The following is a 12,750-nucleotide window of genomic DNA, read 5'->3' as shown; positions in this document are numbered from 1 at the left end:
TTGTATAGTTATACTATAATGTTGAGGTGGTTGTATGGATTACAAAAAAATCGCGGGTGAACTCAAAGAACTCCTGCAGATGGAGGGCAGCCCCGTGGCTGTCAAACTTGTTAAGGCAGATGAAGAAACATCAGGTCCCAGACTTGAAAAAAGGAGGCACTGCGAGTTCATACAGGAGGCCAGATTAAAGGGGATGAAGGGCCATGCGACAGCAGAGGAACACCTCTGTAAGGGTGGCGCCGCTGCCATGGGCCTCTGCAGCCTTCCAGCGCCTGTTGCAGATGGGAGCATGTACCACAAACTCGGAAACTACAGCACCCCTGAAGCGGCCCATGAAACCGTGAAGGCTGTGCCAATGCTAGATGAGGAATATTATGCCTCAGAGTACGCTCCACTTGAGGATGCTGACTTTGAACCCGACGTGGTTGTGCTGATACTCAAACCTGCCCAGGCACTGAGACTCAGCCAGGCATACCTCCATGAGAGGGGTGGCAGAATCACAGGGGACTACTCAGGTATACAGTCACTCTGTGCAGATGCAGTGGCTGCGGTCATCCAGAGGGGCCTTCCAAACATTACAATGGGATGCAACGGGTCAAGAAAATATGCCGGAATAAAGCCAGAGGAACTTGCAGTTGGAGTCCCTGCAGAGGAACTTGAGGGAATAGTGGATGCCCTCAGAAAATTCAGGGATAAATGGGGGTAAACATGAGGATCAACCTCAGAGGAGTAAACAGGTACGCTGCAGCCATAATCACAGACAACATCCTGAAGAATGGCCAGGAAAACCTCCAGCTGATACTCAGGGAGAACTATGAAGAGATTCAAAAGGTTGCAGCCAGGTACGGAATGAATTATTCTGCTAAAAAGGGACCTGATGGTGTGGTGGTTGATATTTCACGTGGAGAGATTGAAGAGGTGGACGTCACCGGTGAAACCTGTCCTGGACCCCTTATAATCGTAGGCGAAAAACTATCATCAATGAAACCGGGGATGAGGATAAAAATAAAGTCCGGAAGTGAGGACGTTATCGATGACCTTGCGGTTTCAGCCCCTGAAATGAACGCCAGGGTGATAGAAAAATCAAATACCAGCCTTATACTTGAAAAAATAGAAAAGACCGAGAAAAAGGAATTCAGAGGAAGGGACAGGGTCCTGGTTATTCAGAGCAATGGAACAGGTAATGCGGAGAGGGCCTACGCCACATTCATATTCTCAAAGGCCGCCCTGAGCATGGGTAAGGACGTCACTGTGTTCCTTCTGATGGATGGTGTGAGCCTTGCCAGGAGGGGCGCAGCAGCAAAGGTTAAACACCCTGCCTTCCCTGCCCTCAATGAACTCATGGAGGAGGTAATTGGAATGGGTGCTAAAGTCTATGTCTGCGAGATGAGCGCCCAGTTCAGGGGGCTCACAGAAGATAAAATAACAGAAGGATGTAAAATCGCTGGGGCCGCAACGTTCATAACACTCCTCAGCGACCCCAAGTACGCCGTAGTTAACTTCTAGAGGTGATAGGATGTATCAGGTTATTGTGCTTGCTCTGCTACTTGCAGGGATCCCCTCAGGTTTCATAACATTCCGTATAATGGGGATGAGGATGGCACCCCACTTCGGGGTCCTCATCCTTGCGCTCATTGCAACAGGACTGAATCTTGTGACGGGTGGTGGAAATTTCATTTATCCTGCTGTGGCCCTCCAGCTCCTGGCGGGTATATCAGCCTACACCCAGTTTTTCCCTGTACTCAGGGATAACTTCCAGACCTCTCCCCTATACGCATGCCACCTCAGCACCATGACCACAGCGGCGGTGCTTGCAGCCGCATCAGTCCTTGCATAATTTTAAGTCCCCTAATTTCTATTTTTTATTTCCCCTGTGGGTACCAGAAATTTAATTCTACTTTACATCTCGCTCCAGCATATGCATTAACAGCCGATGCCATGATTAAATCATTAAATAAATTGATCACCAGATAGAAGACCATGGCAAGGTACATAGAGCACCCACTGATAAAACCGGGGACAGTCGAGGCGAGGACCTACCAGCAGTTACTGGCAGCAGACGTCCTAAAGAAGGGTAACTCAATGATAGTGGCTCCCACGGCCCTTGGAAAAACCATTGTTGCCGTTCTGGTTGCTGCAGAGAGGCTGCAGAAATACAGGGGGTCCAGAGTACTCATTTTATCACCCAGCAAACCGCTGGCCATACAGCATGAGGAGAGCTTACGGGAGTTCCTTCTCGCACCATGCACGTCACTCACAGGGAGTATAAACCCTGAGGAAAGGGTGAGGCGCTGGAATGAGTCCAGGGTCATATCTGCAACACCCCAGACAATAGAATCAGATATCCTGGCCGGGAGGTACGACCTCAGCGACGTTTCACTCCTGGTATTTGATGAGTGCCACCGTGCCGTTGGTTCCTACTCCTACGTCTTCCTTGCATCCACTTATATGCAGACCGCGAAAAACCCCCTTATACTTGGATTGACAGCCTCCCCGGGTGCAGATGAGGACAAAATAAAAACCGTCTGCAGTAACCTCTTCCTCAACGAGGTGGTTGTGAAGACAGAAAAGGACCCGGATGTCAGGCCCTACCTCAAGCCCATCAGGATAGAATGGGTCAGGGTTAAGATGCAGCCTGAACTTGAGGAGATAAGGGACCTCCTGAAGAAGGTTTTAAAGACGCGTCTGAAGATGCTCAAGAACCTTGGAGTTATAGAGACTGTGAGTGTGGGTAAAAGGGACCTCCTGAAGGCCAGGGGCCGTGTTCAGAACAGGATCGCCCGCTCATCAAATCCTCCAAAATCATGTTACAGGGCCATATCACTCATAGCAGCCTCAATAAATGTTGAGCACGCCCTTGAACTCCTTGAAACCCAGGGGATCCATCCGCTTCTCAGATACCTCACCCGACTTAAAAAGAAGAACACAAGGGCTGCCAGAAGCCTCATTATGGACCCTGACTTCACAAGGGCCATGTACCTCACCAGGAAGGCCTCTGTTTCAGGGGTTGAACACCCGAAACTTGACAGACTCATTGAAATACTCAGAAAGGAACTTGAAGGCGGAGACTCAAGAATAATAGTTTTCACCCAGTTCCGTGACACCCTTGAGGAAATATACCAGCGCTGTGTACGTGAGGGAATAAACGCCGTTAAATTTTATGGTCAGAACAGTAGAAGCGGTGAAAAGGGTCTCACCCAGAAACAGCAGAGGGATATAATCAAGTCATTCAGGATGGGAAACCACGATGTTCTCATATCAACCAGCGTGGCAGAGGAGGGAATAGATATACCCTCAGTTGACCTCGTGGTCATGTACGAGCCTGTCCCATCAGAGATAAGGATGATACAGAGGAGGGGAAGGACAGGAAGAAGAAGATCAGGAAGAATGGTTGTCCTCATGACTGAGAAAACCCGGGACGAGGCCTACTATTACTCAAGTATAAGGAAGGAAAAAAACATGAAGGAAAGCCTCAGGGGGGGTTCCATGAAAATTGAACTGACGCCCCTTGGGTTTCCTGAAACTGATGGTGAAAGACCATTCATCTACGTGGATTCTCGTGAGGTTAACTCAAGGGTCCTCAGGGAGCTCAGGAAGATTGGGGTGGACTTTGAACTCAGAACACTCTCTGTGGGTGATTATCAGGTCAGCGATGACACTGTGATTGAAAGAAAAACCACCCAGGATTTCCTGGGGTCAATTATGGATAAGAGACTTTACAGACAGGCCAGGGAGATGGTGGAAAACTTCAAGCGCCCTGTGATGATAATAGAGGGTGATGACCTCTACTCGGGCTTCATGAACCCAGATGCTGTGAGGGGTGCCCTTGCATCCGTTGCGGTGGACTTTGGAATACCCATAATCCCCACAAGGTCCCCTGCAGATACAGCTGCAATGATAAGGAGGATAGCCCTGAGGGAACAGAGGGAGGGAAAACCTGACATGCGTATCAGGACAGATAAGAAACCCCTCACCCTCCAGGAAAAGCAGCTTTTCATTGTGGAGTCACTTCCCTACATTGGATCCAAGTATGCCAGAAGGCTCCTTGAAAGTTTCGGTTCGGTTGAAGCTGTTATGAACGCATCAGAGAAGGAGCTCATGGAAGTGGAGGGAATCGGTAAAAGGATAGCATCCGAGATCAGAAAGGTTATTGAAGCAGAATTCAGAGATTCAGAAAAAAATTAGAGGGTGATCAATTGCGTATACTCATGGATGAAAGGGGTAAAAAGTACCTCCTGAAGACAGGGGAGGACTTTCAGAGTGACATGGGAATCATCCAGTCCCGGATGATAGAGGAGGCCAGACCAGGAGATGTGCTCAGAACCCACCTTGGAAGGGAGGTGTATGTCCTTAAACCCAGCCTTTCAGATTACCTTGAACTCATGGAGAGGAGGTGCTCCATCCTCCTTCCCAAGGACATAGGGATGATCTGTGCATACACAGGGATAGTGAACGGCTCAAGGGTTGTTGATGCAGGTACAGGGGCAGGTACAGTTGCAATGTACCTGGCAAATGTGGTGGGTGAATCAGGGCATGTTACAACCTATGAGATACGGGAGGACTTTGCAGAGGTTGCAGAAAGGAACATCAGGGACTTCGGATTTAAGAATATTGTGGTCAAAAACAGGGACATAAAGGAGGGTATAGATGAGGATGACCTGGACCTGGTCTTCCTGGATCTTCCCCAGCCATGGGAGCTTATGGAGGATCTGCATGAATCCCTTATTAGAGGGGGTTGGGCAGTTTTCTACAACCCCTACATTGAACAGGTTAAAATTCTGCACAGGGTCGGCTCAAAGCTGGGATTTGCAGATATGAGGACATCCGAGATAATTGAACGTGAAATTGAGGTCAGGAGGAAGGGTACACGCCCCAGGACCAGAATGGTCGGACACACAGGATACCTCACATTCATGAGAAAGGTCTAGAGGGATTTGATGTTTGAAAATGTTATCTCAATAAAGGACTTTGGAAAGGATGATATAGAGTTCATTCTGAGGGAAGCAGAAAAGATGGAGCCAGTTGCATCTGGAGAAAGGTCCTCCAGTGTTCTTACAGGAAAGATACTTGGGATGATGTTCTATGAACCATCAACAAGGACACGACTTTCATTTGAAACTGCAATGAAGAGGCTGGGGGGCAGTGTGGTTGGATTTGCAGATACAGGCGCAACATCCGCTACCAAGGGCGAAAGTCTGACCGACACCGCAATGATGCTTTCAGGCTACTCCGATGCAATTGTGATAAGGCACAGTCTTGAGGGGGCTGCCCGTTACATCTCAGACATTGTGGATGTTCCGGTTATCAATGCCGGTGATGGGGCAGGTCAGCACCCCACCCAGACCCTCCTTGACCTCTACACAATGAAGAGGTTCTTTGGTAAAATAGGATCCCTCAATGTTGCACTTGTGGGGGACCTGAAGTATGGCCGGACAGTGCACTCACTGGCCTATGCACTTGCTGTTTTCGGTGTGAGAATGAGTTTTGTATCGCCCCCTGAGCTCAGAATGCCTGACAGTGTCATACATGACCTTGAAGGTAGTGGTGTAGAGGTTACAGAGACCGAGAGGCTGGATGATGTTATAGATGATGTGGACGTCCTCTATGTTACAAGAATACAGAAGGAACGCTTTCCAGACCCAGAGGAATATTCAAGGATCAGAGGGGCCTATCATATAGACAGAGACATGGTCACCGATAGGGACCTCATCGTAATGCACCCGCTTCCAAGGATAGATGAAATATCCCCTGAGGTTGATTCGCTTCCACAGGCGATGTATTTCAGGCAGGCATTCTACGGTGTGCCTGTGAGAATGGCTCTTCTCAAGATGCTGATAAGAGAAAGATCAGACTCCCCAGAGTGAGTCCTCCAGGAGTGAAGTTTCGCACTGGAGGTCTATGATATTGGTGCGTCCCTTTCCCCTTCCCCTAGAGACCGTGTTGGTTGATATGAGTCCAAGCATTTCGAGTTCATTTATGAAGTCAAATATTCTTCTGTATGAAACTGAATCACCCTTTGATATCTCCTTGTAGACCTCATAGAGCCTTCCTGAGGTTATCTCCTCCTTTCTCTTTGTGAGGTAGAGTATCGCCTCAAGGACCCTCTGCTGCTGGCTGGGTAGAGTCAGTATGATGTCTGTGATCTTGTTGTGCTCTATGTAGTCCTTGGCTTCCCTCACAAAGTCCCCCTTAACCATATCTGAATCCCTTTCATCTGCAATTTCACCTGCGGTCCTGAGAAGGTCAAGGGCATACCTTGCGTCACCCTCCTCCTTGGCTGCAAGTGCTGCGCAGAGGGGTATTACATCGTCATCAAGTGCACCCTCCTTGAAGGACAGTTTGGATCTTTCCTCGAGTATATCAACAAGCTGCTGGGCGCCGTAGGGTGGGAAGACTATCTCCCTGTCCCTCAGACTGCTCCTTACTCGTGGTTTTATGAATTTTTTAAATTCAACGTAGTTACTTATGGATAGTATGGAGACATTATCTGTCCTTGTGAGGGTGTAGAGCAGGCCGTCACCATCGTTCCTCAGGAGTATATCTATCTCGTCAAGGACAACAAGGAGTATCATGTCCTGGCCAAAGGCATTTTTCTTGAACATGTTCCTGAATGTGTTGACTATCTCAGCCTTTGTCCAGCCACGGTAGGGGACATCACGACCAAGCTGCTGGCAGAGCCTTGCTATGACCTGATACTCTGTTGTGTAATCTGTGCAGCGAATGTACTCCGTCCTTATGTTAACATCACAGTCCCTTGATGCTTCCTTGAGCTGTTTCATGGCGAATTTGGCAACCGCAGTTTTCCCTGTACCTGTTTTTCCATATATTGTTATGTCCGGTGGTGTGACTCCATTCAGTGCTTCAACCCAGTACTTGGCTATTGAACGTATCTGTTCCTCCCTGTGAGGCAGCCTGTCAGGTAGAAACCTGTGGTCGAGATATTTCTTATCCTTAAAAACAGATTCTTTGTCCCCTATCTCATCAAAAATATTCATAGTACCACTTCAAATAAAGTTTTAGAGAAAACTGCTGCTTGAATTTATTTTAAGGGCCTCAAAACTGGAATGACAGTCCCTAGGGTTTTGAGGTTTTCCTTTTAATACTGGCAGTGCCCCTTCAGATCACCCAATAAGCGAGGTGATAAGTTTCAAGTGTAAATTTTCTTATTCTAACTCTTAGATAAAAGTTTTTATTAATATCAACCCTTTTCATAATAAGGCCAGTGAGACATGCATTTCAAGTGTAAATTTGCTCTGGCAGTCTGCCTGAATGTGAATGGGAGACATGCATTTCAAGTGTAACGATTATCTGTCCATCTATCCATGAATGGGAGACATGCATTTCAAGTGTAACGATTCCTGAAATGCTGGGATACTGAAAGGGAGACATGCATTTCAAGTGTAAATACAGGATCTGGTTACTGTTATGTTGAAGACATGCATTTTTGAATGTAGCCAATGTAAGGGATAGGATTTCCCAGGTGTGTCTGACCAGGAACATCCAACAATTTTACAGTTGAAATCAATGTCACGTGTTAATTCTAAAATTTAATATTGTAACAAAGATTTCACTTGAAACTCACCTCTCTCTCACTTTCCATCAGTATTATGTGTAAATTACAGTTGAAATGCACCTCTCACTCATGCCCCATAAATGTACTGGAACAGATTTACACTTGAAATAGATGTCCCTCAAACCAGATTCATGGTGCAAAAAACAAATTTACAGTTGAAATCTATCTCTCCCAGATGCTCAGAAGCACTTCATAGATATTTTTCACTGGAAATGAACCTCACACATACATGCTGTCGTGTTCAGGTTTATCCTCACCAAAGCGTTCCTGTATCATCCACATGACATGAAGTTTAGCCCTGAAAACATTTTTTATACTTGAAATCAACCTGTCCTTTGAGAGGCCATCAGAGAATATCTCAGAGGTTACAAGATAACTGTTCAGAACGTTCTCTGGATGATCAAGCTGGAAATCAACTCCAAACCTGTTCAGGGTAAAACGAACCTTCCATATGAATTCAGTCCTTTTCTCCATGCTGAGGGCCCGTATACCTGACTGGTGCTCCGGACTGACACTGGTTGCACAGGCTATGAGAATCATGTCGTTCTTTCCAGTGGGCTGAATGATATCAATGACATGATCCTCTGGATAGTTTATCACATAATGGAACGAGGCGTTTTCGTCAGGGACCTCCATCCTCAGAAAACCCTCCTCCTCAAGCCATTTCTTTATCTTCTTCTCTGGCATGGTATCACACAACTAATTATATCTATCCATGAATATATAACATGGTGAAATTATTACATGTCACTGGTATATAATGAATCACAACAAAAAGGGAAAACATGAATGAAATCCCTGTCCTGTTACTCGCAGTTTTAATTGACATTATACTCGGAGAACCCCCAACCATACTTCACCCTGTTGTACACATGGGCTCAATCATAACATGGATGAAAGGAATACTCAATAAAACGCGTCTATCAGGAATAATAATGACTCTGGTGGTTGTCTCGGTATTCACAGCACCGGCCCTACTCATAGGGTACCTGAATGAACCCCTATACACTCTGATAGCTGCAGTGCTCCTGTCAACGGTAATATCCATAAGGATGCTCTTTACATCTGCCCTGGATATTGGAAGATCACTGGATAACAGCATTGATGAGGCAAGGGAGAAACTTTCCTATCTTGTGAGTAGAGACACCACCACACTCACAGATGAGCAGATAATCTCAGCAACCATTGAAACACTCACAGAAAACCTCACAGACTCTGTTACAGCGCCTCTTTTTTACTTCATCCTACTTGGACTTCCAGGAGCATTCCTTTACAGGGCCGTTAATACACTTGATGCAATGGTTGGATACCTTGATGACGAAAACAGGGACCTGGGATGGTTCCCTGCCAGACTTGATGACATACTTAACTACATACCATCCAGAGTTACAGGTTTTATGATTGTTCTTGCAGCGTTTTTCCTGTCCATGAACTGGAAGAATTCACTGAGGATACTCCTCAGGGACGCCAGACACACTCCCAGTCCAAACTCAGGATTCACAATGGCCGCAGCGGCCGGAGCACTATCTGTTCAGCTGGAAAAACCAGGAGTATATGTTCTGGGGGATCCCAGAGAGTTACTTTCAACTGAAAAGCTTAAAGATGCGCTGAAACTGAGTTCAATATCTCTTGTCCTGTTCATCGTGTCTGCAACAGGAATAATAATACTGGTGATACCATGAGAGTGAGTATACTGACACTCACAGAAAATGGCAGGAAACTTGGTGAGAGCCTGAAGACAGGTCTTAAGGATGATCCCACAATTCTTTCAGTTGAAATAATCCACAGGGATATAGACTTCAGGGAGGTGTTTTCCAGAAGCGACATGATAATCGGTATAATGGCAGCAGGTATAATGGTGAGAAAGATCGCCCCGCTCCTTAAAAACAAATTCTCTGATCCAGGAGTTATTGTTGTTGATGAAATGGGGCAGAATGTCATAAGTCTCCTTTCGGGACATGCAGGAGGTGCAAACGATTTTGCAGTCAAAATTGCAGACATAATCAACGCAAACCCCATTATAACAACATCAACTGATGTTAATGGTCTTGTGGGAATTGACAGCTTCGCAGCAAGATACTTTTATGTGATACTTGACAGGCACCTCGTGAAGCACTTCAATTCCTCAATTGTGAATGGGCACACTGTGGAACTGCACTCATCAAGGAACCTGGAACCCCTAATTGATGGTGAACTGTCCAGAACCTACAGGTACCTGAGGGATGGAGATGAGATTGTAAGGGCCCACTGTAACTCTGAGGTCATGAAACTGGCTCCCCTCAAGGTTTCAGTGGGTATAGGGACAAGGAGGGGAGTTGAATCCGCCAGGGTAACCGGTGCAATTGTGGAAGCACTTGGTCTCTTGAAGCTACCCCCCGAGAGGATCGATGCACTGGCAACAGGTTACATGAAGAAAGATGAAAGGGGGATAATTGATGCAGCAGAGGATCTGGGGGTCCCCCTGGAAATCATACCCCTCAAGGAGCTCAGATCACAGGATACGCACTCATTTTCAGATTTTGTCAACGAAAAATTTGGTGTTGGAAGTGTATGTGAAGCCGCGGCTCTTAAAAGTGCAGGAACCGGATCAAAACTCGTTATAAGAAAAACAAAATCATCAGGAGTTGCGGTTGCAGTGGCGGTTTCAGGGACACCAAAAACTTTTTAACCCAAATGATATAAACCAGATTGAATATAAACATCATTCTGCATTCTTCAGGAATTCAGCAGGGAGGACCCAACATGAGTAACGAAACATTTGATCGCGTTTCTGAAATTTTAAAACACATTATGGAAGATAATAGTGTTCCAAGGAACATCAGAAGGGCTGCCGAGGAATCAAAGGAGATTCTCAACAACCCGGATGAGGACAGCACCGTGAGGGCCAGCACGGTCATATCAATTCTGGATGAGATAAGCAACGACCCCAACATCCCGATACATGCAAGGACACTGGTATGGGAAATACTCAGTGAACTTGAATCCATAAGGGAATAACTTTCTGTTTTTTATATCCTATTTTGTCTGATTTAAAGTGTTTCTACTGAATAAATCTCTGTTTTTTATATCCTATTTAAACAGTTAATTTAACTATTTCATGAATTTCAGGACCTCAGCGATGAACCGGGTTTTTGCCAGCTCCTCAATGAACTCTGCAAGCAGGAGGGCTTCCTTAACAGTTTCACCTGCACATACCACACCATGGTTTTCAAGGACGGTCGCATTTTCATTCACCATACTATCTGCACAGGCAGCTGCAAGTTCTCTGCTTCCAGGGGGATAATATGGTACCACAGGGATCTTCCCATGCCCCAGTCCCCTGAAGCCCTCCATTTTCTCAATCTCAATCCCGGCAACTGAAAATGCCCTGGCATATGGTGAGTGGGTGTGCACCACACCATTGACATCAGGCCTCCTCCTGTAGACCTCAAGATGGAGTTCCAGCTCCGAGGATGGGCCTTCCCCACGCAAGACATTCCCTTCAAGGTCAACCATTGCAACATTCTTAAGCGTCACCTGGTCAAGGGGGACCATTGTGGGTGTTATGAAAACCCTATCATCCACCCTTGCACTCACGTTCCCTCCAATTCCAGATACAAGGCCCCTCCTGTAGAGGTGGACCGAAACATCAACAACATCCCTCAATGGATTCAAGTAATCACCTGCTTTGACTAATTGAACTCCAGAAGCTTCATAACCCCCCTGTTGAGCACCGGGACCTGACCACATGTTGGGACAATGTTGTATATCTTCTGAAACTCCGTCTGTGACTGGAATGTGCCTGAATTTATAAGGTGAATACCCTTGTATTTTTTGTATGCGTTTATATGTACATGTCCGGTATGAAGGACATGGGGGACATCATCAATCACAAGGTGGTCCTCTATCTCAGATGCAAGGGGTGTCCTCTCACCGTATATGGGTGCAAGGTGTCTCTTCTCAAGGAGTTCCTCCATTATGAGATCTGATCTTTCATGGGAAAGCCCGTTCACGCTCATGGCCATGTCGTCGAAGCTTCTGCCATGATATATGAGGGTTTTTACACCGTCAAGACTCACCATGGACGGGTTACTCAAAAATTCAACATTTTTGAGGCTGTAAAGTGGCTTCGCATATTCCTCGGGTATTGCAGGCTGGGGCTCAGCGATCCTTGATGCATCGTGGTTTCCAGGGATCATCACAATCTTTATGTCATCCCTTATATCTCCAAAAAGCCTTGCAGCCTCCTCATACTGCTCATGAATATCTTTTATAATGAGTTCCTTTTCCTGTCCAGGGTATATCCCGATACCATCAACGATGTCACCTGCAACCACCAGGTACTTAATGTCAGCAGCGATATTCATATGGTCCTCCGTTCCAAAGTCCCCGTTTATCCATTTAATGAACCTGGTGAATGCATCTTCAAGGAATGTCTGACTTCCTATGTGGACATCAGATATGAAGGCAACTGAAAAGTCCATTTCCTTCTCCTGTATTCGGGGGACACCCGGATGGAAGATCTCAGAGGCCACCACAAACCTCCCCTTTTTCGCGCCCTGAACACCTATGACCTCATCCCTCACGAGCTTCTCAGACTTTTCAAACAGTTTATGGTTTTCATTGTGCACAACCACTGTTATTTCCCCTGTTTCATCCTCCAGTTCAAGCATTCTGTGGTTGTTCTTTGTGGTTCGTATCTCATTGATGATCCCTATGATGCTCACAGCGTCGTCCCCGCCGCGAAGATCCGCAATGGGTACATGGCTCTTAAGTTCAGGGCGTCTTTTGAGAAGATCCCTAAGGCAGCTGAATCTGCTGTTGAAGTAGGAGATCATGTCACCTATCTCTCCACTGGTGTATGATCTCTTACTGGTGTCTGTGATGACCCTGAAGTCAAATTCCCTTGGCCCTGGAACATTGATTGGACCCCTCGCCTTTATTTCCATGGGGTTATCTATTTCCTCAGTCGCCTCAAAGAGGTCATCAAGCATCTCAGAGGTCAGAAGAGTGAATTTACCTCCACCATTCTTCTTTATCTTAACTATAATCTCTGAGGAGGCTGTTGCAGGATCATCCATTTCTTTTAGCCTGAAATATGCGTTATCCTCTATTAAAATTCCTTCCCTTGCAAATTTTCCTATTATTTCATTCATTTCAATCATACTGCATGAACTGGTTAGGGGAATTCAGAAATC

13 protein-coding genes are annotated in these 12,750 nt (G+C 46.3%); 9 read left to right on the top strand and 4 right to left on the bottom strand.

The annotated features are described in order from the left end of the window. Positions 1 to 34: 34 nt before the first annotated feature. From QFX39_RS02510 to pyrB, 6 genes are all read left to right on the top strand, one after another. Positions 35 to 706 carry a DUF169 domain-containing protein gene (locus tag QFX39_RS02510; protein ID WP_300477241.1) on the top strand — a complete coding sequence of 224 codons (672 nt, stop codon included), beginning with the start codon at positions 35 to 37 and terminating at the stop codon, positions 704 to 706. Between the two features lie 2 nt (positions 707 to 708). Then, positions 709 to 1,506 carry a DsrE family protein gene (locus QFX39_RS02505; protein WP_300477240.1) on the top strand — a complete coding sequence of 266 codons (798 nt, stop codon included), beginning with the start codon at positions 709 to 711 and terminating at the stop codon, positions 1,504 to 1,506. Between the two features lie 10 nt (positions 1,507 to 1,516). Continuing rightward, the gene (locus tag QFX39_RS02500; RefSeq protein WP_300477239.1) at positions 1,517 to 1,837 is read left to right on the top strand and encodes a DUF5400 domain-containing protein; all 321 of its coding nucleotides are present in this window, start codon (positions 1,517 to 1,519) and stop codon (positions 1,835 to 1,837) included. Between the two features lie 143 nt (positions 1,838 to 1,980). Then, entirely contained in the window at positions 1,981 to 4,185 is a 2,205-nt protein-coding gene (locus QFX39_RS02495) for a DEAD/DEAH box helicase (RefSeq protein WP_300477238.1), read from the top strand. A gap of 11 nt (positions 4,186 to 4,196) precedes the next feature. Then, positions 4,197 to 4,928, top strand: coding sequence for a tRNA (adenine-N1)-methyltransferase (locus QFX39_RS02490; protein ID WP_300477237.1), 732 nt, complete (start codon positions 4,197 to 4,199; stop codon positions 4,926 to 4,928). A gap of 9 nt (positions 4,929 to 4,937) precedes the next feature. After that, positions 4,938 to 5,864 carry an aspartate carbamoyltransferase gene (gene pyrB / locus QFX39_RS02485; RefSeq protein ID WP_300477234.1) on the top strand — a complete coding sequence of 309 codons (927 nt, stop codon included), beginning with the start codon at positions 4,938 to 4,940 and terminating at the stop codon, positions 5,862 to 5,864. On the opposite strand, the gene cdc6-1 is transcribed toward pyrB, so the two are convergent. Beyond that, positions 5,847 to 6,995: an ORC1-type DNA replication protein Cdc6-1 gene (cdc6-1, locus tag QFX39_RS02480; RefSeq protein WP_300477232.1), complete on the bottom strand. Its 1,149-nt coding sequence runs from the start codon at positions 6,993 to 6,995 to the stop codon at positions 5,847 to 5,849. The two genes, pyrB and cdc6-1, sit on opposite strands and share 18 nt — an antisense overlap. Before the next feature lie 797 nt (positions 6,996 to 7,792). Next, positions 7,793 to 8,260 (bottom strand): DUF2299 domain-containing protein, encoded by a 468-nt coding sequence (locus tag QFX39_RS02475; RefSeq protein ID WP_300477230.1) that lies wholly within the window; start codon positions 8,258 to 8,260, stop codon positions 7,793 to 7,795. A 98-nt stretch (positions 8,261 to 8,358) separates the two neighbouring features. On the opposite strand from QFX39_RS02475, the gene QFX39_RS02470 reads away from it, so the two are divergent. The 3 genes from QFX39_RS02470 (at position 8,359) to QFX39_RS02460 (ending at position 10,570) form a co-directional block, all read left to right on the top strand. Then, positions 8,359 to 9,255, top strand: a complete 897-nt coding sequence (locus QFX39_RS02470) for a cobalamin biosynthesis protein (protein WP_300477228.1) — start codon at positions 8,359 to 8,361, stop codon at positions 9,253 to 9,255. Next, on the top strand, positions 9,252 to 10,241 hold the full coding sequence (locus QFX39_RS02465; RefSeq protein ID WP_300477227.1) for a cobalt-precorrin 5A hydrolase: 990 nt from the start codon (positions 9,252 to 9,254) through the stop codon (positions 10,239 to 10,241). The genes QFX39_RS02470 and QFX39_RS02465 overlap by 4 nt, the downstream gene beginning before the upstream one ends. A gap of 74 nt (positions 10,242 to 10,315) precedes the next feature. Further along, a complete protein-coding gene (locus QFX39_RS02460; protein ID WP_013296572.1) occupies positions 10,316 to 10,570 on the top strand; it encodes a UPF0147 family protein in 255 nt (84 codons plus the stop codon). Between the two features lie 93 nt (positions 10,571 to 10,663). Here the strand turns inward: QFX39_RS02460 and QFX39_RS02455 are convergent, their stop codons facing one another. Together QFX39_RS02455 and QFX39_RS02450 are read right to left on the bottom strand one after the other, a co-directional pair. Next, positions 10,664 to 11,227, bottom strand: coding sequence for a class II aldolase/adducin family protein (locus QFX39_RS02455; protein WP_300477225.1), 564 nt, complete (start codon positions 11,225 to 11,227; stop codon positions 10,664 to 10,666). A 17-nt stretch (positions 11,228 to 11,244) separates the two neighbouring features. Next, positions 11,245 to 12,708 (bottom strand): DNA-directed DNA polymerase II small subunit, encoded by a 1,464-nt coding sequence (locus tag QFX39_RS02450; RefSeq protein ID WP_300477569.1) that lies wholly within the window; start codon positions 12,706 to 12,708, stop codon positions 11,245 to 11,247. Positions 12,709 to 12,750 lie beyond the last annotated feature (42 nt).

Source organism: Methanothermobacter sp., from assembly GCF_030055425.1.
GTDB lineage: Archaea > Methanobacteriota > Methanobacteria > Methanobacteriales > Methanothermobacteraceae > Methanothermobacter.
The sequence above is the reverse complement of the archived record's forward strand: the minus strand, read 5'-3'. Positions and strand labels throughout refer to the sequence as shown.